Below are 22093 nucleotides of genomic sequence, written 5' to 3' on the forward strand. Positions count from 1 at the left end.
ACCATGACGGAAACGTTTGACAGTCCTTCGGCTTTTCACCGCATCTGGTCGGTGGATAAATACCGTTTTCGGGCTGCCTTGCGTCCTTTTTCGCTGGTGGTGGGGGTGATGAGCTGCAGTCTTGGCCTGGTGCTGGGTTGGCAGTCTGCAGCTTCCCCCTGGTTGCCCGCCCTGCTGGCGCTGCTGGCCAGTGTGCTGCTGCAGTCCGGTGTGAATCTGATCAATGATTATGGTGACCGGGATCTGGTGAGTGAACGCTTCGGGCACCTGAGTCTTGCCCAGCAACAGCAGATCTCAGCCAGCATCCGCCTGAACTTCAATTACGGACTGGTGGCCATCCTGCTGGGGGTGTTGCTGGGGTTGTGGCTGGTGTGGTTGTCCGGGCCGTTGCTGATCTGGATCGGATTGGTGGGTGTGATCGGTGTGTTTTGTTACTCCCAGCCGCCAGTGGATTTCAAGCGCCGTGGCCTGGGTGCGCTGGCTGTGTTTCTGTTGATGGGCCTGCTGATGGTGCAAGGCGGCTATTATGTGATGGCCGGTCAGCTCAGCCTGGATGTGCTGTGGTTATCCCTGCCGCTAAGCCTGTTGGTGGCCCTGTTGTTGCTGGCCAATGAACTGCGGGATTTTGAACTGGATCGCCTCGAAGGTCAGCGTACCCTGACGGTTCGCCTGGGTTACCAGCGGGTGTCCCAACTCTACCGCCTGTTGTTACTGACGGTGTTTGCGCTCCCCCTCTTGCTCTGGTGGCAGGGTTTGGCTCCAGGCATCTGGTTAACCTTGCTGGCTTTGCCTCTGATCACTCATCCGCTGCAGTTGTTGCAAGCGGATGCTGCCGCCCGTAAACCCCTGACGCCCCTGACTGGTCGCCTGCTGGCAGGATTTGGTCTGTTGCAGGTCATTGGTCACCTGGTGTTTGCGGTGAGCTGATGCACCTCTTTGATGCCCACTGCCACCTGGATCTTGCTGCTTTTGATGCCGATCGGGACGAGGTTTTGCAGCGGGCCAGGGCAGTGGGTGTGCAGGAAATGCTGCTACCGGGTGTCAGTGCCGCAAGCTGGCCTCGCCTGCTGCAATTGAGTGACCGTGATCCCCTGCTGTTTCCCTGCCTGGGTTTACATCCCCTGTTCATTCATGAGCATCAGCCGCAACACCTGCAGCAATTGCAGGACCTGTTGCAGCAACGTACTGATGTGGTGGCGGTAGGTGAAATTGGTGTGGATTTCTGGAGCCCTGCCTTACAGGCACAGGCAACAGTCCAGTGGCAATTGCTGGATGCTCAACTGGCGCTGGCGCATCAATTTGATCTGCCAGTGGTGCTGCATGTACGCAAGGGCATGGATCTGCTGATTCAACGCCTGAAAAAAGCTCGTTTGCCACGCGGCGGGTTAGTGCATGCTTTCTCCGGTAGTCTGCAGCAGGCAGAGCAATTGGTGGACCTGGGTTTTTGCATCGGCCTGGGTGGCGCGCTGACCTACCCACGTGCACAGCGTCTGCGACAGGTGGCCGGCAAGTTGCCGCTCACCGCACTGCTGCTGGAAACAGACAGCCCGGATATGCCGCTGGCCGGTTTTCAGGGGCAGCGTAACGAACCCTCCCGTATTCCGCTGGTGTTGAATTGCCTGGCTGAAATCCGGCAAATGGAGCCGGCCACACTGGCTGAAATTCTGTATGAAAACCTGCAGCGAGTATTTCCCCGCATCAGTTGTTAATAAAAAGTTATTCCGGGAGCCGCTGCTTAACGTCATGATCTAGCGTAATAGATAAGCTGAGGTTCCCTAACCTTAGGGATAGGCAATAGTTACAATTTGTTGCACACTGGACTGCATGAAAAATTTGGCTGGAAGCAGGGAATCCAATGAACAGAGCAAAAATCACCGTGGTGCTGGTTGAGGATGATCCGGCAGTCCGTCAGCGTTTTAAAGCCTCCATCAATCGCCACCCAGAGCTGGAGTGGGTTGGTGAGGCAGCCAATGTGCGCGATGGTAAAGCGCTGGTGCTGGAAGCTTGCCCGCGTGTGTTGTTGGTGGATCTGGGGTTGCCGGATGGTTCAGGTCTGGAAGTGATCAGTGAAGTGGCACGCAAACTGCCGGAAACGGAAATCATGGTGGTCAGCATGTTTGGTGATGAAGGCCATGTGATCCAGGCCATTGAGGCAGGGGCCAGTGGTTATATCCTGAAGGACACGGATGATGCCAGCCTGGCTGAACACATCATCCAGCTGTGTGATGGTGGCAGCCCGATGAGTCCGATGATTGCCCGCCACCTGCTGAAGCGCATGCATCAGGGCAGTCAGAGCAGCAGTTACACCACCACCAGTGGTGAGCAGTTGGATGGTATTGCACTGACGCCAAGAGAAATGCAGCTGTTAAAACTTTTGGCACGGGGTTACACCTATCGTGAAGTGGCTGAAGATCTGGCGGTATCCAGTCACACGGTTAACTCCCACATCAAAAACCTCTATCGCAAGCTGTCGGTGAATACCAAAAACGAAGCGGTTTATGAGGCGACCCGCCAGGGGTTGTTGGATATCAGGACGCTGGGCTGATACCCATGGCTGGCAGCACATCACCAACCTTGAGCCGTATCAATCACTACTGGCAGCGTTTTGTCAGTTGTAATGGCATTTTTACGCCTGAGCACCGGGATTACCGCCGTGCTTACCTGATTAATGCCATGTTGCTCGCTTCACTGTGCAATTTTGGTACTTTTGTACTGCTCAACTTTCTGGTGTTTGATCTGCTGGCGCCGGGCTTGTTGAATCTGGTTGCTTTCATTGGTGCCGCATTCACCCTGCTTTATTTTCAGCGCAGCCGTAACATCATCCGGGGTGGTTTTTACACCACCCTGATCATCGGTTTGGCGCTGGTTGCTTACCTCTATATCGAACAGCATTATCAGTACAGCCTGTTCTGGCTGGCCACTTTCCCACCTTTTGCCTACTTTCTGAACGGCCTCAAACGCGGCAGCTGGTCTATTCTGCTGGTGTTTCTACCGGTTTACCTGCTGATGCTGACGGGGTTGGATCGCTGGGAGGCTGCACCCTGGACGATTGTTTCCCTGGCCAATGTTGTGATTGCTTCTTTTGCTTTAACCGCACTGGTGTTTTTTTATGAAAAAAGCCGCCACCAGGCCAGTAGTCAGTTACAACGCAGCAAGGAAAGAGAAGCTACCGCACGGGAACGCAATCGTCTGCTGCGAGAGATGCATGATGGTCTTGGCGCACAGCTGACCTCAGCGCTTTATGCGGCTCGCAGTCAGCAAGTCAGTGTGGAGGAGATGGCTGATTATTTGCAGTTGGCGCTGGAAGACCTGCGCATGATGATGGACTCCTTGCAGACCTTTGATGGCGATGTGGCCACCCTGCTGGGACAGTTGCGCTATCGCATGGAGCGCCGTTTGCAGGCGGCTGGACTAAAGCTGGTATGGAAGGTTGATGACCTGCCAGACTTGCCTGAAATGACTCCCCAGAATGCATTGAACCTGCAGCGCATTGTTCAGGAATCACTGATCAACGTGATCAAACATGCCCAGGCCAGTGAAGTGGAGCTGGTGGCACGGTTAAAGGATCGTCAGACACTGCAGATCAGTATCACCGATAATGGCTGTGGTTTTAACCTTCAGGATGATGCCAGCGGCCGGGGATTAAGTAACCTGCATCACCGGGCGACTGAACTCCAGGCTGAACTCAGCATTCGGACAGCAACAACTGGCAAGGGCACCCGTGTGCTGCTTACAATACCGGTCCGACGCCCCTGACACGGATGTATTTTGCACATGAGTAAACAACAGCATGAGTAAACAACAGAAAGACACTGCCTCCGGTTACACACCAACCTTTACCTCTTCCGGTTCAGCCTTGCGCACCCTGCGCACTGGCAAGAGCAATCCTAACTGGCAAGCGGCTGCTGAGTTCCTGCTGGAGCGGGCAGCACCAGATGTAAGGTTATTGGTGGAGGCGGCAACCCAGATCCAGATGGAAAAGGATGGCTTAAAAACCGATCGTCGTGAACTGGCGGTACGTAAAAAAAGTTTCAGCCTGAACCTTAATCTGGGTTGGCTGCAATGGCTGTTGATTGCTGCGGCTGGGGTGGGGTTTATCGCCCTGCTAGCCTGGATTGCCCAGAATGCAACGCTCAGGGCCTGCTAGGAAACCGCTGATTAACTACTTTGCTGGCTTATGCCGTCTTGCACGCTTCTAGTGCATGATTTTGCAAGATAAGCTGCGTATTAAAAGAGTGTTTTTATTCTCCAACTGCGTCACATAACTTTTCATTGCCCCGCTATTTCTGCTCCACTATCCTTTCAGTCAAGTGCGAGTTTATCGCCAGTATTATGGATCTATTCTCATCGCTGATCAGGGTTGCAGGGGGCAGCATGCTCGTTCGAAACACACTTTCAGCAGCATCCGGGTTGAGTGGCAGGTTGCTGTTTTGTCTGGTTTTGCTTTTTTCGGTACAGGTCCAGGCTGATGCTGCCAGGGCCCTGCAGCAATTGAACCAGGAGCAACAGTTTCAGGCAGCTTATGAGCTGGGCTTGAGGCAGCTTGCCCACGAAGCTGGACGACCAGCATTCGACATGGCGTTTGGTGTGGCGGCACTGGAAAGTGGTCATTACGATCAGGCGTTGTTTGCCTTTGAACGGGTGTTGATGGTTAACCGCAATGCGCCCTTGCCACGCCTGGAGCTGGCACGCACTCATTTTATGATGGGTAACCTGATTGCCGCCCGCCGTCACTTCAACCAGGTCCTTGAACAAGATCCACCCCCACCACCAGCCGTTGCTCGACGTATTCAGTGGTTTCTGAACGCTATAGATCAGCGTGAAGCAGGGCGTGCCGTGGCGGCCAGCGATATGTCAGCGCGTTTTCATCTGGGTATTCGATTGGGTCATGATAGTAATCCGCGCAATATGACCCATCAGGATGTGCTTTTATTTGGTGCTTTGTTATTGGATTTGCCGGAACCTGAATCAGATACCTTTCACGAGGTTTTTGGTGGTGTCACCTTCTTTCAACAAAGAGCGGAAAGCTGGGGCTGGTTTATGGGTGGTGATTTGAGTTTGCGCACCTATCACGACCAATCAGAAATGAATGCCACCAATTTTAATCTGCGTGGCGGCCCGATTTTTCTGGGCACCCATTGGCGCTTGGTGTTACCGCTGCAGCTGGGTTTTCAGGTGCGCAGTGATGACAACCGTACCGAGTTAAAGTCTCTTGCCGCCGAATACACCCGACGGATCGATGCTGCACGCGATTACACCCTGTTCGGGCAATTAGCGAAAGTGGATCATGAGCCGGGTGGTGCTTTGCGTGATGTAGACACCTTTACTGCTGGTTTTATCTATTCACTGCGCCCCATGGAGCAACTGAGACTTTATTTGGGCCCGGTGTATGGTAATGAAAACGCCAGTGATGAAGGTCCACACTTTGGGCGTAGCTGGTATGGCCTGCGATCAGGTGCAGGATATGCCCTGAATGAACAACAGCGACTGGATTTCAACCTCAGCCACATCCGTGCCCGGCATAAAGCCGAAGACCCCGTTTTTCTTGAGCGGCGCACTGACAACCAGACCAGTTACGGTGTGAATTTTACTCATCGAGCTGCCAATAACATGCAACTGGAACTTGGCTTACAGCAAAGTGGAAACGACTCGAACATGAATCTTTATACTTATAACCGTACCCAACTGACAGCGGGTATCAGGAAAGAGTGGTGAGCAGTATGAACAAATTTTATAAGCATTATGGGCTGACTTTGCTATTGCTGATACTGCTGGCCTGCTCAGGATCCGTACTGGCCCAGCCGCAGGAGGTTGGGCGTATTCTGATGGCCACCACTGGTGTGACGGCCCAGCAACCGGGGCAGGCACAGCGTGAGCTGGCACGCCGCTCCCCGGTGTTTGTGGGTGATACCCTTCGCACCCCGGAAGGTGGGCGTGCCCAGTTGCGTATGGCTGATGGCGAAATGATCTCTTTGACGGCCAACAGCCAGTTGGTGATTGAAGCCTTCAAACACCAGCCTGATGCACCGGCTGCCGATGATGCCAGCGTCAAGCGTCTGGTCACCGGAGGCCTGCGCACCATCACCGGTGCTGTGGGTGGTGAAGGCTACCGGGTGGAAAGCCGGGCAGGGACCATCGGCATCCGGGGCACCGCCTTTGAAGTGTTCAGTGAACAGGGTAATAACCTGTTTGTCAGAACCCAGCGCGGCAATATTTATGTTCAGAACCGTTTTGGTCGGGTAGAAATCGGGGTGGATATGCCGCAGCGGGCTGCACAGATCCTGAGTGTCAACCAGCCACCGGTAGCCATTCCGCAGCGTGATTTACCAGACTTCTTTGACAATGCCTTTGAAGAAGACGTGACTTTAGGGCTGGCAGGAGAGCAGGAAGAGCAACCCGCTGATCGGGTGGAAACGCCAGTGCCGAGAACACCGGGGCCGATGTTGGCATCATTGCTGACTGGGGATACAGAGAATTACGCGGGCTTGGTGGCTGTTATCTCGCCTGGGCCTTATGGTTTTGTGGTTGGAGGTGGTTATGGTGGGGCTTTTTTCAGTAGCTCAATAACCAGTACTGAGAATCAGGTTTCAGGCTCTGGTGGCACTGACATATTCAATTTACAGTCAGTCAACAGCTTTGATTTGTGGGTGGAATCACGTGAGCCCAGGCTTATTGGGGACTCGCAAGTCGAGTGGGGAAACTGGGCAACGGGTACAATTAACGGTCAGCAGGAAGAAAACTTCTCGTTTGCCTGGGTAACAGCAACACAGGTACATACCACTTTAGCTACCTTACCTTCTGTCGGGTCTTATGAGTACACGCTTGTTTCTAGTGGATATATTGTTGATGGCACATTAGATGTTAATTTTCTAACGGGATCCATTGATGTTTTTCTTCAGGAAGATGGTGGTGAGTGGAAGGGGCTTGGTACAGTCAGGCAGTTTTATGGTAGCGGTATCCAGCTAACAAGTGGTGATGGTAGCGGCATGATTACTGGCCGTTTTGTTGGCTCTAATGCGGAGGGTGCTATTGCTGCTTATGACCTTGCAGGTGAGCAGGGTATAGCTGTATTCGATCGCACTGAATCAGGTGCAGCAACAGGCCCATGAGCCCTCGTAACGCTCACCTTTTTGCCACGCTGGCTGGTCTGTTACTGACCGGCCTGTTGTTGCTTGCCCAGTCCGGCTTTTTGCCCACCTTCACCCGCTTGTATGAACGTTTTGAGCTGCTGGCTTATGACCTGCGCATGCAGTGGCATTTACCGAGTGAGGTGGCACCGGCTGCTGCATCCATTGTTATTGTGGATATTGATGAGGCGTCACTGGGGGTGGAGGGGCGTTGGCCCTGGTCACGGGCACGCATTGCAGACCTGGTCATGGCTTTGCATGAAGCCGGTGCCGCAGTGGTTGCCTTTGACGTGCTGTTTGGTGAGCCGGAGCGTAATCCGGCTGTGGAAGTGCTGGCCGGGCTGGAAGGTCAGGATGTAGCGGAGCTGCAACAGCAGTTGAAGGCATTGCTTCCCCGTTATGATGCCGATTTGCGTCTAGCGGAAGCCTTACAACAGGCTGAAGTGGTGCTGGGTTACGTGTTTCATCATCAGGAGTCCAGCGGGACTGGCCAATTACCCGAATCGCTGCAGCTGGCTGAAGTGGATCCTGCCCGGCTTGTATTACCGCAGTTGCCGGGTTATGCCGCTCCATTAGCGGTGTTGATGGAACAGGCTGCCGGTGCCGGTTTTTTCAGTCTGGCACCGGATGCTGATGGTGTGGTTCGTCGGGCACCGATGCTGGCACGCCATGAAGATCAGTTGTATCCATCTCTTTCCCTGCAGACCTTGCGACAATTCATGTTTCTGGAAGAAGTGGCATTGCGTACCGCACGCATTGCTGATCGGGATCACATTGAACACATTCTTCTGGATAATGCCCTGGCATTACCAACCGACAGCAGTGGCCAGCTATTAATTCCCTATCGTGGGCCTGCAGGAAGTTTCCCGTATCTACCCGCCTGGGAGGTTCTGGCTGGTATCACTGATCCCGATCTGCTGGAGGGAGCAATCGTGCTGGTGGGTACCAGTGCTCCTGGCCTGTTTGATCTGCGCAGCACACCGGTGGATGCGGTTTATCCCGGTGTCGAAGTGCATGCCAATCTGTTGGCTGCCATGCTGGATCAGCAATTTCTGCAACAGCCTTCCTGGGCTCCGGGAGCCAATCTGATGATCACCCTGGTGGCTGGATTACTGCTGGCTTTGTTGTTGCCCTGGTTAAATCCGGTCTGGCAGCTGTTGAGTGGTTTGATGGTGGCAGGTGTGTTGCTGGGATGGGTGAGTTGGTTGTGGGTGGAGCAGGGTGTGGTGCTGGCACTGGCAGGCCCCTTGTTCATGGTGCTGGTCCTTTCAACGTTCAACTTTGTCTGGGGCTTCTTTTATGAGTTCATGACTCATCACCGCCTGGCAAACATGTTTGGCCAGTATGTGCCGCCACAACTGGTGGAGGAGATGAGTCGTCATCCTGCCGCTTTTAATTTTGACGGCGAGTCTCGGGAGATGAGTGTGCTGTTTTCCGATATTCGCGGATTCACCACCTTGTCAGAATCTCTGGCAGCCGATGAGCTGAAGCGCCTGCTGAACCGTTACTTTACACCCATCACCGGCATCATTTTTGATCACCGGGGTACCATCGACAAGTACATTGGTGATCTGGTGATGGCTTTCTGGGGTGCGCCAATCAATGATCCCGAGCATGCCCGTCATTCCATTGAGGCTGCCATGGATATGCTGCAAGCGACGGAACGACTGAGTGCTGAGTTTGTCGCTGAAGGGCTACCGGCGATCAGTGTTGGTGTTGGTATCAATTCCGGTGTGATGAATGTGGGTGACATGGGCTCAACCTACCGCCGCGCTTATACAGTGCTGGGTGATGCCGTGAATCTGGCATCACGCCTGGAAGGCACCACCAAGTATTATGGTGTCAGTCTGGTGGTGGGTGAGCGTACCCGCGAACTGGCACTGGAACATTTTGTCTGGCGCGAGCTGGATCTGGTGAAGGTGAAGGGCAAGGTGCATCCGGTGCGGGTGTATCAGCCGGTATGCCCGGTGGCTCAGGCCACTCCGGAACTGGAGCAGGAGCTGCAGCAGTTGGATCAAGCCTTGAAGCTATTTCGTTCCAGGGAGTGGGATCAGGCCGAGCTGGCTTTCAGTGCATTGCAGCAGCAGCACCCGAAAGAGCATCAGTATGTGCTGTACCTGGAGCGCATCGCCCAGCTGCGCAGTGAACCGCCTGCTGAAGACTGGGACGGCAGTTGGGTCAGAACAGAGAAATAACCTGGTGACTAGTTTTCCTGCCAGGCATCGGTGTTAAACCCGGCAGCCTGGGTTGGTCCTACAACCTTGACTTTGGTCCATAACCCGGTTGATTCCGGGAAGGCAAAGCTGCCATCGGGCTTGAGCATTTTCCAGTAGGATATGACGGTGCATGGAATACTGGGGGTGGTGAAAGTCACTGAAAGATCAACCGTCTGACCGGGTTGGGTCTCCGGTATGGCAAGTCGCTCCATGTCGGGTTTTAATCGTTCAGCGAGCTTTAATTGTTCGCCTTTGCCATAAAAAACCAGCAGGTCATCATCCTGGCAGGCCAACTGGCGATCAACCCAGGGGACGGTGCCGACATTCTGCAAGCGCCAGGTTTTGGTGAAGCGTTGTCCGGTGAGGAGCTTTTCACCATCTGGGACGGTGACATCATCTACAAAAGCACTTTGATCACCTGGCAGGGCGTGATGGGCTGCAGGTAGTTCTGTGCGTTGAAAAACCAACTGCAGCAGACGTAACGGATGGACTTCCAGCACCTGAGACAAGGCTACCAGTGTGCTCAGACTGGGATAGCTCTGGTTATTGGACCAGCATTCATACAGCGTCTGACGGCTGATGCCCGCTTGCCGGGAAAGATCCGATAGGCTCAGTTTCAGTTTTCGGCAGCGTTGCCGGATATAGGCTTCCAGATCCTGTTCCATGGTGTATTTCTCCCTTTAATTCGTGAACCTTCTGCTTGGTTAATGTCAGCACCAAGCATAAAACCTCAGCTGCTTGCCATGTAAATGCCTTCTATCAGCCTGATCTTATGTTGTGCAAGATTAAGATGCAAATTTTTTCCCATCTTAAGAAAACGAGGTCCAAAAATGAGTTGTGGTGTGAGAATACCCGTTTGGCCGCGAGCTTCCCGTTCGGTGTGTTTTTCACGCCAGTGAATGGCTTGCTCGGAAATGTCCTGGTGACTGTGGAGCCTGAATCCAGCTTGTTGCAGTGCGCTGGTCAGTGCATCCGGGCTGTGTAAATGGCTGTTGTTGCCTTCATCACTCCAGGGAACCGGGTAGGCAAGTGGTTCGTTATTTTCACCCCGCAGGATTTCATGCAGCAGTAATTTGCCGCCGGGTTTTAATACCCGGTGAATTTCCTGTAATGCCCGGTGTAAATCAGGAAGGTTCATCAGGGTGTGCTGACACCACACGGCATCAAAATGCTGGTCTGGTAAAGGCAGGTTCAGCGCATCTGCTTGCAGGAAGTGGCAGCGGGGCGTCAGCCCGGTGGCCGAAGTTAACCATTCAGCCACCTGCACAAAAGCCTGGGTGATATCCACACCCACCACTTGCACACCGTATTCAGCCACCAGTAACCGACTGGCACCACCGGTGCCACAGCCCAGATCGAGCACTTGTTGGCCCGGTAAAAATTCGGCCTGGTCTGCCAGCTCGCGACTGGCCTTACGGCCACCGACATGCAGTTGATCGATTGCGGCAATATTATCCAGCGTCAGCTGTTCAGGGTTGAGCCCTTCAGCAATCAGTGCTTCCCGCAGTCGTGCGGCCAGATGATCATCGGCATAGTGGTGATTGAGTTGTTTGGCATAATCACTCATCAGTTAAACGCTCATGCAGAGGTATTTCATTTCCAGATACTCCTCGATGCCGTGGTGGGAACCTTCGCGACCCAGTCCTGAAGATTTAACACCACCAAAGGGTGCAACTTCAGTGGAGATGATGCCAGTGTTGATACCTACCATACCGTATTCGAGTGCTTCTGCCACTTTCCAGACCCGGCTCAGGTCTTTGGCATAAAAATAAGCAGCTAAACCGAACTCAGTGTCATTGGCATGACGGATCACTTCATCTTCGTCAGTGAAACGGAATAGCGGAGCCAGTGGTCCGAAGGTTTCCTCACGAGCCAACAACATGTCCTGATGGGCGTCAGTGATGATGGTTGGTGTCACAAAGGTGCCACCGCTGGGGTGTTCCTGTCCGCCACTGAGAATCCGGGCACCCTTGCTGATGGCATCCTGCAAATGACGTTTGACCTTTTCAACGGCGCGCTGATCTATCAATGGGCCGATGGTGACACCTTCTTCAAAACCATCACCGACCTTAAGCTGGCTAACGGCAGCCTGGAGTTTTTCTGCAAAGGCATCATAAACACCCGCCTGGACATAAATGCGGTTGGCACAGACACAGGTCTGCCCGGCATTGCGGTACTTGGACAACATGGCACCTTCCACCGCAGCATCCAGATCGGCGTCATCAAACACAATAAAAGGTGCGTTGCCGCCCAGCTCCAGTGACAGCTTTTTAATGCTGGGCGCACACTGTTCCATCAGTTTGACACCCACGGCTGTAGAACCCGTGAAGGAGAGTTTACGAACAATGGGGTTGGCACACATTTCAGCACCGACCTCGATGGAGTTGTTCACATCAGCCGGGAGGATGTTCAGTACACCCGCCGGAATACCGGCACGATCAGCCAGCTCCGCCAGTGCCAGCGCCGAGAAGGGTGTCTGGGGTGCCGGTTTGACAACCACCGTGCAACCAGCTGCCAGTGCAGGTGCCACTTTGCGTGTGATCATGGCGGCCGGGAAGTTCCAGGGGGTGATGGCTGCCGCTACTCCAATGGGTTGTTTGATCACCACAATGCGCTTGTCTGCCTGATGTCCCGGCAGGGTTTCGCCATAAACACGCTTGGCTTCTTCAGCAAACCACTCCACAAATGAAGCAGCATAAGCAATTTCGCCCTTGGCTTCGGCCAGGGGTTTGCCTTGTTCGCTGGTCATGATCCGCGCCAGGTCGTCTTGGTGCTGCATCATCAGGTTGAACCAGTTTCTCAGTTTCTGGCTGCGCTCTTTGGCTGTTAAAGCTCTCCAGGCGGGTAGGGCCGCATTGGCTGCATCAATCGCACGACGGGTTTCCTCTTTACCAAGATTGGGCACACTGCCCAGCAGCTGACCGTTGGCGGGGTTATGGATTTGTGTGGTGCTGTTTGAGTCAGCATTTGTCCATGCACCATTAATCCAGGCCTGCTGACGGAAGAGTTTGCTGTCTTGTAATTGCATCGGTGTTTTCTCCTGGCCCTGATGGCTTTGAATAGCGTTATTGAGTCCAGAATAGCAGGCTGTTGAAGGACTTGTCATGGGTGAACCTGTCATCTTGCTGACGTCAAGTGTCCACAGGAAAAAAATGGATCTTTTTGCATCATGCAAGACTTATGGCACTGTGTTGGTGCGATGGGATTTTAGTTGCCTTCTGATGACTGAGATGTCAACCCCTGGGTGTTAATTTTTTATAAAAATCTATATTTATCAATGATATGGTGTTTTTTGTTGCTATGGATCAAGAAGGTCTATGGTTGGGGTGCTGCCTTTTTAGCCAATCTGAACAGAGGCTAGGGATGATCAGTTGATGGGGCTGTTGCCACAGGTTTTTTAACAGACTTATCCACAGGAAATGTTGATAACTGAATGATGAGAACGGCTGGAAAAGAGGTAAAAAAAAGGGCAGCTATTCAGCTGCCCGTCAGTGCAAAAGACGCACTCAGTCAATCGACGAAGGAAAAATTTAAAACTTGTTTAGAAGCCTCTTTACCAACCACTGGCCATGGCCAGTGGTTGTTGCTGGTAGAGCTGTGCAGCAAGGCTGACAGCCAGATCGGAATCCTGTTGCAGTTGCTCGATCAAGGCATTATCCAGGTCGTCACGTTTGGCAACAGCAAGTCTGACGGCTGCTTCCGGGTCCTGGCTCAGTTGCAGCAAGGCGATATAACCGGGTTTGCCGCGCCTGGCGATCATCAGGCGTACCCTGCTGTCTGGATGTGCTGCCAGCTCATCTGCCAGGTCTGTCGGCAGGCTGGGGTTCTGTGCCAGTACAAAGGCCAGTTCTGGATGGCGTGCATGGATGCTGCGCCAGGTTTCGGGGCGAGCCGAAAGGCTGAGCACCAGTTGCTGTTCCAGGTGTTCTTTACTTTGAAGCAGGGTTTTCAGCTGTTGGGTATCAATCATGCTGGCCTCCGAAATGCTGCGCTTGCTTGCTATACGAAAGTATAAAGCATTCGGTAGTAAAATTACAAGGTGTTGGGCGTTTATAAGACCTTGGCGATTTGTCTTGGTTTTCTGACAGCATTTATTTTGTGTTTTGTTAATCTTTACTTAATGATGTAATCTTTTCTTGATTAGGGTTGGCGGAAGTTGGGGGCTTTATGCGAGATAACTGCATCTATAACGTCCTCATCGCATCGGAAGATGAAGACTTTTCAAGACAGCTGGAGGAAGCCTTGGGTGAGTTCAGCATCCAGGGATACAAGGCTGCCGGGGCACGCGACTTTTATAGTCTGTTGGAGTACCAGCCTTACGACCTGCTGTTGCTGGATCGGGACTTGGGTGAAGAGGATGGTTTGGTGGTGCTCAGGCGTCTGCGACAGCATCAGGATCTACCGGTGTTTGTGTTATCCGGCGACCAGGATTGCCGTAGTCAGCTGGCGGTACTGGAAATGGGGGCTGATGATTGCATTGGCAAGCCTGTTTCTCCTGACCTGGTTGCAGCCAAGACCCGTAATTTTCTCAAGCGCATCGGGTTTCGTGATCATGGCAGCAAACCCAGTGCGCAGCGCTGGCACTTTTCCGGCTGGACCCTGGATGCAACAACACGCATGGTGACCGGCACAGAAGGAAAAAGCATCAAGCTGACCCGCGCCGAATTTGATCTGTTACATGCCCTTCTGCACGCCGAAGGGCAGCCCTTGTCAAAGATGCAACTGGCTGATGCGGTGAGTAAAGGCAGTGTACAGGCCAGCGTGGATACCATTGCGGTTCTGGTGCATCGTCTGCGCCGTAAGCTGGGTGGCAAGGATGTGATTCAGACCTTCTCCGGTGTGGGTTATCGCATTTGTACGACGTAACAGAAATTCATTGGTTTTCAGCAGGTGGATGCGTTAGATTGCGCACTTTGTCCACCTATTGAAAATCAGGCAGGCCAGCACGCATGAAATTCCGCTTTCCCGTTGTAGTTGTTGATGAAGATTTCCGCTCTGAAAACATCTCCGGTTCCGGTATCCGGGATCTTGCAGAGGCCATCAGCAAGGAAGGCATGGAGGTGGTGGGGTACACCAGTTATGGTGACCTGACTGCCTTTGCCCAGCAGGCCAGTCGTGCCTCCTGCTTCATTGTGTCGATTGATGATGAAGAATTTAACGATGCTGTTGATGGTGTAGACCGTGCCGTTGAAGTCATCGGCAGCTTCATCCGTGAAGTGCGCAAGCGCAATCACGACATCCCGATTTTCCTTTACGGTGAAACCCGTACCTCGCGCCATATTCCCAACGATATCCTGCGTGAACTGCATGGCTTTATTCACATGTTTGAGGACACGCCGGAGTTTGTGGCACGTCACATCATCCGTGAAGCCAAAAAATACCTGGATGCCTTGGCGCCGCCCTTTTTCACGGCACTGATGGACTATGCCAGTGACTCTTCCTATTCCTGGCACTGCCCCGGCCATTCCGGTGGTGTGGCTTTTCTGAAAAGCCCGGTGGGGCAGATGTTCCACCAGTTTTTTGGTGAAAACATGCTGCGTGCCGACGTATGCAATGCTGTGGATGAGCTGGGTCAGTTACTGGATCACACCGGCCCGGTGGCGGCCAGTGAACAGAATGCCGCGCGCATTTTCGGCTGTGATCACCTGTTTTTTGTCACCAACGGCACTTCCACCTCCAACAAGGTGGTGTGGCACTCCACGGTGGCACCGGGCGACATCGTTGTGGTGGACCGTAACTGCCACAAATCGATCCTGCACTCCATCATCATGACGGGCGCCATTCCGGTGTTCCTGATGCCGACCCGCAACCATTACGGCATCATCGGGCCGATCCCGAAAAGTGAGTTTGATCCCGAGACCATCCGTCAGAAGATTGAAGCCAACCCCTTTGCCCGGGTGGCAGAAAACAAGAAGCCGCGCATTCTGACCATCACTCAGTCCACCTATGATGGCATCCTCTATAACGTGGAGGAGATCAAGCAGGTCCTCGGCAGTACCATCGACACCCTGCATTTTGATGAAGCCTGGTTGCCTCATGCGGCCTTCCATGAGTTTTATCGCAACATGCACGCCATTGGTGCCGACCGTCCGCGCTCGGAAGAAACGCTGGTGTTTGCCACCCAGTCCACCCACAAGCTGCTGGCCGGTCTGTCTCAGGCCTCACAGATTCTGGTGCAGGACAGCAAGAGCCGCAAACTGGACCGTTACCGTTTCAACGAATCCTACCTGATGCACTCATCCACCAGCCCGCAGTACGCCATCATTGCTTCTTGTGATGTGGCGGCAGCGATGATGGAAGAGCCCGGTGGCCATGCGCTGGTGGAAGAATCCATCCATGAAGCCATCGACTTCCGCCGCGCCATGCGCAAGGTGGATGAAGAGTTCGGTGACACTGACTGGTGGTTCAAGGTCTGGGGACCGGATCATCTGACAGTGGATGAAGGCATTGGTGACCGGGATGACTGGGTGATCCACTCCGGTGACAACTGGCACGGTTTTGGTGACATCAAAACCGGCTTCAACATGCTCGACCCGATCAAGGCCACCATCATCACCCCCGGCCTGGATGTGGATGGCAACTTTGACGAGCAGGGCATTCCGGCGGCCATTGTCAGCAAATACCTGGCTGAACATGGCATCATCATTGAAAAAACCGGTCTTTATTCCTTCTTCATCATGTTCACCATCGGCATCACCAAGGGCCGCTGGAACTCCATGGTGACCGAGCTGCAGCAGTTCAAGGACGACTACGACCGCAACCAGCCGCTGTGGCGGGTGATGCCGGAATTTGCCGCGCGCAACCCGCGTTACGAGCGCACCGGCCTACGTGATCTGTGTACTGCCATCCACCAGGTTTACAAGGAATACAACCTGGCACGGATCACCACCGACATGTACCTGTCGAAGATCGAACCGGCCATGCTGCCTGCGGATGCCTGGGCAAAAATGGCCCACCGCCAGGTGGAGCGTTGCCCGATTGATGATCTGGAAGGGCGCATCACTGCCATTCTGGTCACCCCCTATCCGCCGGGTATTCCACTGCTGATCCCAGGTGAGCGATTCAACAACACCATCGTGCGTTACCTGAAGTTCGTACGTGACTTCAATGAACGCTTCCCCGGCTTTGAGACCGATGTACACGGCCTGGCACGGGAAGTGGTGGACGGTGTGGAAGGCTACTACGTGGATGTGGTCAAAGAAGACTGATCGTTTGGAGGTTTCCTTCCCAGTCCGGACGGATTCCTCCAGAACTTCCTGATTCGGTATGTAGAGAATAGTGGTACCGCCGTGTCGCATTCTTATCGTGAGGATGAACAGTGGGTTTTAAGAAGATAAACATGCCGATATTCTTGATAGTGTTAATCGTTTTAAATGCCCTGCTTTGTTTGTTTTTTGCCAGCATGACGTATGAAAGGGCACTACTTCCTTATGATGAGCTAGGGCGTTATTTTGATGGGCAGATTGTGTGGCATGAGCAGGCTGCAGGTGTTTATGCGCTGATTTCTACTATGTTATTGGCTTTAACCTTGGTGATGACTTGCGTTTTAGTCAAAAAAATCAAATACAAAGAAAGCGAGTCGCATTAAGTGCAGCGATGGTTTTTCAGGGTTTTGTCAGCAGTTGATCGGCGAGTTCAAGAATTTCCTTCCCCATCACCACCCGTTGCTGCCAGTGTTCGGGTATGCCTTCCAGGCCGTACCAGGCACCGGCGATCTGTCCACAGACGGCAGCGGTGGTGTCTGCATCATCCCCCAGGTTGGCTGCGGCCAGCACGGCATCACTGAAGTTGCTGGTGTGATGAAAACACCAGAGTGCTGCTTCCAGGCAGTCAATCACATAACCACTGCCTTTGATCTGATCCCTGTTTTTTTCCCGATACTCTCCTTGCTGTATGGCTTGAACCTTGGTGGTTTCCGGGCTGTAGTGGTCGATTTGCAGCAGTGCTTCGCGTGTCTGGCTGTTGCCTGCATAGGCCTGGTGCAGCAGTGCGGCAAAATAACGGCAGGCATCGATGCATTCTTTGGCACCGTGAGTGGTGCGTGAGCTTTCACCGGCAAAGTGCAGTGCCTGTTTGGTATCGGGGCTGTAGTACATCACCACCGGGGCCAGTCGCATCAGTGAGCCGTTGCCAGCGGTGAAGGGGTCACGGGAACCGGCCAGCGGATTGCCGGTGCGCAGAAAGCTGCTGATGGCTTCGGAAACGGTGACACCGATGTCAAAACAGCGGCCATTGCTGCTCATGTAACCACTGGAGCGCCAGTCGCAGTAACGGCGCATCTGGTCTTCGGCATCAAAACCCCGGCATTCCAGCAGTGAATGGGCCAGACACAGGGCCATGGAGGTGTCGTCCGTCCACTGGCCGGGTTTGAGGAAAAACGGCCCGCCACCGACCATGTCGCTGATGGGTTCAAAACTGCCCCTTTCACGAAATTCCAGTGTGGTGCCCAGTGCATCGCCAACGGCCAGGCCTAGCAGGGAACCGCGATAGCGTTGCTGTCGATCAGGCATCCGGCGTTTTCTCCTGTTGTTCAGTCAAAAAATCTTTATGCTGTCCGGGATGATAACTGAGCGGGCGACACCCATCTTGATCCATCGCAACAGCCTTTCTTCCGTACCTTCTGCCCTGGAGCTGGCCATTGCCACCAGCGGTGAGGCAACGCTGCCGGTGTGGGCGCGGCGTTCATTCAATCGTTGCAACCTGCCGCCAGTGATTCTCGGCAGCCTGACCTTTCAGCAGCAACCGGTGCCCCTGTTGATTGATGGGGTGCATGATCTGCACCGGCGTTTTTTCATGGCGCTGGATGAGCTGGTCGATCCGGCGCTGCGGGCGCTGCATTTTCGTCAGTACATGTGTTCGGCGTTTCTGTTGAATCAGGTTGATCTGGCCGGTGCTGATCCTGCACGTCAGCGTCTGAAGCGCCACAAGGCAGACTACCTGCGGTTATTGCGTGGCTGGTTGTTTAATGCCGATGGCATGGAGGCGGCGGTGTTAAAGCACTGGGTGGAGTCGCGCTTTGGTTTGTTGCCGCGTAACCACCGGAGTTCGTTAAAGGACTTCAACAGTGCGTGTTATGCCGCTTATCAGGCTGAGGTATCACGCGGTTTGTACAACGCCAACGCGCTGGAAGCGCAGCTGGACCTGCTGTACAGCTTCTGTCAGTACGAACTGGCGCGGCGTTTTCCGGGGCAGCAGCACTGGTTGTTGTATCGTGGGGTGAACCGGATTGAAGCCCATGAGTTGCTGGGCTCCAGTGAATCCGACTGCTGCCGTTTGGTACTGAATAACCTGAATTCGTTCAGCAGTGATCGGGATATGGCCGGAGCCTTTGGTGATGCGATTCTGGAAACCCGGGTGCCCGGCCCGAAGTTGCTGTATTTCCCCGGCCTGTTGCCCGATGTGCTGCAGGGAGAGCAGGAACATCTGGTGATTGGCGGGGTGTATCAGGTGCAACTGGGCCGGTAGGTTTTAACACATGTTTTAGCGCATAGGGTAGCCCTGGCGGCGAATCACCGGGCCGATCTGTGAACGGGCAGTGCCACCGGCATCGATGTCTTGCAAGCGCTCAATCACATGACCGCTCCAGTCAGAGACGTTGATCTTCTGCTCCTGATAAAACTCGCCCAGGCGCTGATCAAAAGCGCTGATCAACTCATCCTGCTGCGGATGGGGCTGGTAGGTTTCCCGATGCAGAATCACTGCCTGTGGCAGGCGGGGTTTGATGGCGGCAGGTTTGTCCGGGTCCGGGTAACCGATGGCCATGCCAAACACCGGGAACACCAGCGGTGGCAGTTGCAGTTCATCCACAGTGGCCTGCAGGTCATTACGCAGCGAGCCAAGGTAAACGGTTCCCAGTCCCAGGGATTCCGCTGCCAGTGCGGCATTCTGGGCAGCCAGAGCCGCATCCACACTACCGATCAGGGCGCTGTCAAAATAATCCAGTGCGGGCAGTTCAGCGCCGCGTTTTGTGGCCTGCTGTTGAATGCGTGAAAAGTCTGCCAGCCATACCAGAATCGCCGGTGCCCTGGCGACATGAGCCTGACGCGCAATTTTGGACAGGCGTTCCTTGCGGGCCGGGTCTTCCACCACCAGCAGGCTCCAGACTTGCAGGTTGGATGAGGTGGCTGCTGACTGGGCGGTGGCCAGCAGGGTTTCCAGCCATCCTTCCGGCAGGGGTTGATCACTGTAGGCACGCACACTGCGGTGGGCCAGGATCTGTTCAATCACCGGGTTGCTGATCAGCCGTTCCTGCTGGTGGTCATCACGGTAGCGTTCCTGCCAGAGTGTTTTTGTAGGAGTGGTCATGCCGGTTTTCTCTTCAGGTTTATACTCATCAGTCCAGCGATGCTAGCATTTTTTACCGCTCACGCCATCCGGTTGCTGAATCATTGAATCTATTGACCCAATGCAAGAGATTTATTGTGCAGGAGGAAAAAAAGCGACTATTACTTATAGGGTAAATTTGATTAAGTGCAGCCTAATTTATAGAAAAAGGCTATTTAAGGACCCACTAAGGCAAGAGGAGCACCATTCCATGAGCAATAACAATACATCTGCAGGCCAGTGCCCGGTGATGCATGGCGGCAACACCAGCCAGAGCAGCCCGAAAATGTGGTGGCCCGACTCACTGAATCTGGACATTTTGCATCAGCAGGACAGCAAGACCAATCCGCTGGGGCAGGATTTCAACTACCGTGAAGCCCTGAAAAAACTGGATGTGGCAGCGCTGAAAAAAGACCTGACCGAGCTGATGACCGACAGTCAGGACTGGTGGCCGGCCGACTGGGGTCATTATGGTGGCCTGATGATTCGCATGGCCTGGCACGCGGCCGGTACTTACCGGGTGGCGGATGGTCGTGGTGGTGCCGGAACCGGTAACCAGCGTTTTGCCCCGCTGAATTCCTGGCCGGATAACGCTAACCTCGACAAGGCCCGCCGCCTCTTGTGGCCGATCAAGAAAAAGTATGGCAACAGCATCAGCTGGGCCGACCTGATCATTCTGGCCGGTAACGTGGCTTATGAGTCGATGGGTTTCAAGACCTTTGGTTTTTCCTTTGGTCGCGAAGACATCTGGCATCCGGAAAAAGACATCTATTGGGGCAGTGAAGACCAGTGGCTGGCACCCACTGATAATCCCAACAGCCGTTATTCCGGTGAACGGGATCTGGAAAACCCACTGGCTGCGGTGATGATGGGTCTCATTTACGTCAACCCGGAAGGGGTGGATGGCAAACCTGATCCGCTGAAAACCGCCAAAGACGTGCGTGAAACCTTTGCCCGCATGGCGATGAATGATGAAGAAACCGTTGCCCTGACTGCCGGTGGTCACACGGTGGGTAAAGCACACGGTAACGGCAGTGCGGCCAATCTGGGGCCGGAGCCGGAAGCGGCGGATATTGCAGAGCAGGGGCTGGGCTGGAACAACCACAAAACCCGTGGTGTCGGTCGGGATACCGTGACCAGCGGCCTGGAAGGGGCCTGGACCACCAACCCGACGCAGTGGGATAACGGTTATTTCCATCTGCTGTTGAACTATGACTGGGAGCTGAAAAAGTCCCCGGCCGGTGCCTGGCAGTGGGAGCCGATCAATATCAAGGAAGAAGACAAGCCGGTGGATGTGGAAGATGCCTCCATCCGTCATAACCCGATCATGACCGATGCTGATATGGCGATGAAGATGGATCCGGAATATCGCAAGATTTCCGAGCGCTTCTACAAGGACCCAGCCTATTTTGATCAGGTGTTTGCTCGCGCCTGGTTCAAGCTGACACACCGGGACATGGGGCCAAAGTCCCGTTATATCGGTCCGGAAGTGCCGAAAGAAGACCTGATCTGGCAAGACCCGATTCCGGCCGGTAAAACCGGTTATGACGTGGCTGCAGTGAAAGCCAAAATTGCCGCCAGTGGTCTGAGTGTCAGTGAGCTGGTGTGCACCGCCTGGGACAGTGCCCGTACCTTCCGGGGTTCAGACATGCGCGGTGGTGCCAATGGTGCCCGCATTCGTCTGGCACCACAGAAGGACTGGGAAGGCAACGAACCGACACGCCTGCAGAAGGTCTTGAAGGTGCTGGAAGGCATTGCTGCCGATACCGGTGCCAGTGTTGCGGATGTGATTGTGCTGGCCGGTAATGTGGGTGTTGAGCAGGCGGCTCAGGCGGCTGGGGTAAAGGTTGCAGTGCCCTTTGCACCGGGTCGTGGTGATGCCACTCAGGACGCCACCGATGTGGAGTCTTTCAGTTATCTGGAGCCGGTGCATGATGGTTTCCGTAACTGGCTGAAAAAGGACTACAACGTCACGCCGGAAAAACTCTTGCTGGATCGTGCCCAGTTGCTGGGTCTGACCGCACCGGAAATGACGGTGCTGCTGGGTGGCATGCGGGTGCTGGGCACCAACCACGGCGGCAGCAAGGTGGGTGTGTTCACCGATCGGGTGGGGCAGTTGACCAATGACTTTTTTGTCAACCTGACCGACATGAACTACAATTGGAAACCCACCGGGCGCAACAGCTACGACATCGTGGATCGCAACACCGGTGCCGTGAAATGGACAGCCAGCCGCGTGGATCTGGTGTTTGGTTCCAACTCCATCCTGCGCGCTTATGCCGAGCTCTATGCGCAGGATGACGCGAAAGAGAAGTTTGTGAAGGACTTTGTGGCTGCCTGGACCAAGGTGATGAATGCCGATCGTTTTGATCTGGCCTGAGTTGCCGCTGTAAACGCCTGAAAAGCAGAAAACCCCGGCCAGCTGAA

19 protein-coding genes are annotated in these 22093 nt (G+C 54.1%); 13 read left to right on the forward strand and 6 right to left on the reverse strand.

Annotated features, from left to right (window positions below; all coding sequences use genetic code 11):
* The first annotated feature begins 3 nt into the window (after positions 1-3).
* From BT114_RS01660 to BT114_RS01695, 8 genes are all read left to right on the forward strand, one after another.
* Positions 4-927 (forward strand): prenyltransferase, encoded by a 924-nt coding sequence (locus BT114_RS01660; RefSeq protein WP_072324563.1) that lies wholly within the window; start codon positions 4-6, stop codon positions 925-927.
* Positions 927-1709: a TatD family hydrolase gene (locus BT114_RS01665; protein ID WP_072324564.1), complete on the forward strand. Its 783-nt coding sequence runs from the start codon at positions 927-929 to the stop codon at positions 1707-1709. The genes BT114_RS01660 and BT114_RS01665 overlap by 1 nt, the downstream gene beginning before the upstream one ends.
* 146 nt (positions 1710-1855) lie before the next feature.
* The gene (locus BT114_RS01670; protein ID WP_072324565.1) at positions 1856-2545 is read left to right on the forward strand and encodes a response regulator transcription factor; all 690 of its coding nucleotides are present in this window, start codon (positions 1856-1858) and stop codon (positions 2543-2545) included.
* A 5-nt stretch (positions 2546-2550) separates the two neighbouring features.
* Complete coding sequence (locus tag BT114_RS01675; protein WP_072324566.1) at positions 2551-3756, forward strand: sensor histidine kinase; 1206 nt, start codon at positions 2551-2553, stop codon at positions 3754-3756.
* Between the two features lie 34 nt (positions 3757-3790).
* Positions 3791-4147 carry a hypothetical protein gene (locus BT114_RS01680; RefSeq protein WP_072324567.1) on the forward strand — a complete coding sequence of 119 codons (357 nt, stop codon included), beginning with the start codon at positions 3791-3793 and terminating at the stop codon, positions 4145-4147.
* Positions 4148-4374: 227 nt separating this feature from the next.
* Positions 4375-5715, forward strand: coding sequence for a tetratricopeptide repeat protein (locus tag BT114_RS01685; protein WP_072324568.1), 1341 nt, complete (start codon positions 4375-4377; stop codon positions 5713-5715).
* Positions 5716-5720: 5 nt separating this feature from the next.
* On the forward strand, positions 5721-7109 hold the full coding sequence (locus tag BT114_RS01690) for a FecR family protein (RefSeq protein ID WP_143142744.1): 1389 nt from the start codon (positions 5721-5723) through the stop codon (positions 7107-7109).
* The gene (locus BT114_RS01695; RefSeq protein ID WP_072324570.1) at positions 7106-9322 is read left to right on the forward strand and encodes a CHASE2 domain-containing protein; all 2217 of its coding nucleotides are present in this window, start codon (positions 7106-7108) and stop codon (positions 9320-9322) included. The genes BT114_RS01690 and BT114_RS01695 overlap by 4 nt, the downstream gene beginning before the upstream one ends.
* An 8-nt stretch (positions 9323-9330) precedes the next feature.
* On the opposite strand, the gene BT114_RS01700 is transcribed toward BT114_RS01695, so the two are convergent.
* The 4 genes from BT114_RS01700 to BT114_RS01715 form a co-directional block, all read right to left on the reverse strand.
* A complete protein-coding gene (locus BT114_RS01700) occupies positions 9331-10008 on the reverse strand; it encodes an NBR1-Ig-like domain-containing protein (RefSeq protein ID WP_072324571.1) in 678 nt (225 codons plus the stop codon).
* A 65-nt stretch (positions 10009-10073) separates the two neighbouring features.
* Complete coding sequence (locus BT114_RS01705) at positions 10074-10910, reverse strand: class I SAM-dependent methyltransferase (RefSeq protein ID WP_072324572.1); 837 nt, start codon at positions 10908-10910, stop codon at positions 10074-10076.
* A 3-nt stretch (positions 10911-10913) separates the two neighbouring features.
* Positions 10914-12371: an NADP-dependent succinate-semialdehyde dehydrogenase gene (gabD, locus tag BT114_RS01710; protein ID WP_072324573.1), complete on the reverse strand. Its 1458-nt coding sequence runs from the start codon at positions 12369-12371 to the stop codon at positions 10914-10916.
* Between the two features lie 525 nt (positions 12372-12896).
* Positions 12897-13313, reverse strand: a complete 417-nt coding sequence (locus tag BT114_RS01715) for a hypothetical protein (RefSeq protein WP_072324574.1) — start codon at positions 13311-13313, stop codon at positions 12897-12899.
* A gap of 197 nt (positions 13314-13510) precedes the next feature.
* On the opposite strand from BT114_RS01715, the gene BT114_RS01720 reads away from it, so the two are divergent.
* The 3 genes from BT114_RS01720 to BT114_RS01730 all read left to right on the forward strand — a co-directional run bounded on the left by BT114_RS01720 (position 13511) and on the right by BT114_RS01730 (position 16931).
* Positions 13511-14209 (forward strand): response regulator transcription factor, encoded by a 699-nt coding sequence (locus BT114_RS01720; protein ID WP_072324575.1) that lies wholly within the window; start codon positions 13511-13513, stop codon positions 14207-14209.
* A gap of 83 nt (positions 14210-14292) precedes the next feature.
* Positions 14293-16551, forward strand: coding sequence for an arginine/lysine/ornithine decarboxylase (locus tag BT114_RS01725; protein ID WP_072324576.1), 2259 nt, complete (start codon positions 14293-14295; stop codon positions 16549-16551).
* Positions 16552-16682: 131 nt separating this feature from the next.
* Positions 16683-16931 (forward strand): hypothetical protein, encoded by a 249-nt coding sequence (locus tag BT114_RS01730; RefSeq protein ID WP_072324577.1) that lies wholly within the window; start codon positions 16683-16685, stop codon positions 16929-16931.
* A 16-nt stretch (positions 16932-16947) separates the two neighbouring features.
* Here the strand turns inward: BT114_RS01730 and BT114_RS01735 are convergent, their stop codons facing one another.
* Positions 16948-17853, reverse strand: a complete 906-nt coding sequence (locus BT114_RS01735; RefSeq protein WP_072324578.1) for an ADP-ribosylglycohydrolase family protein — start codon at positions 17851-17853, stop codon at positions 16948-16950.
* A gap of 76 nt (positions 17854-17929) precedes the next feature.
* Between BT114_RS01735 and BT114_RS01740 the strand changes: the two genes are divergently transcribed.
* On the forward strand, positions 17930-18808 hold the full coding sequence (locus BT114_RS01740; RefSeq protein ID WP_218163434.1) for an NAD(+)--dinitrogen-reductase ADP-D-ribosyltransferase: 879 nt from the start codon (positions 17930-17932) through the stop codon (positions 18806-18808).
* A 15-nt stretch (positions 18809-18823) separates the two neighbouring features.
* Here the strand turns inward: BT114_RS01740 and BT114_RS01745 are convergent, their stop codons facing one another.
* Positions 18824-19648 (reverse strand): NADPH-dependent oxidoreductase, encoded by an 825-nt coding sequence (locus tag BT114_RS01745; protein WP_072324579.1) that lies wholly within the window; start codon positions 19646-19648, stop codon positions 18824-18826.
* A 229-nt stretch (positions 19649-19877) separates the two neighbouring features.
* Between BT114_RS01745 and katG the strand changes: the two genes are divergently transcribed.
* Positions 19878-22046 carry a catalase/peroxidase HPI gene (katG, locus tag BT114_RS01750; RefSeq protein ID WP_072324580.1) on the forward strand — a complete coding sequence of 723 codons (2169 nt, stop codon included), beginning with the start codon at positions 19878-19880 and terminating at the stop codon, positions 22044-22046.
* The last annotated feature ends 47 nt before the right edge of the window (positions 22047-22093 follow it).

Source organism: Marinospirillum alkaliphilum DSM 21637 (assembly GCF_900119735.1).
Taxonomy (GTDB): Bacteria; Pseudomonadota; Gammaproteobacteria; order Pseudomonadales; family Halomonadaceae; genus Marinospirillum; species Marinospirillum alkaliphilum.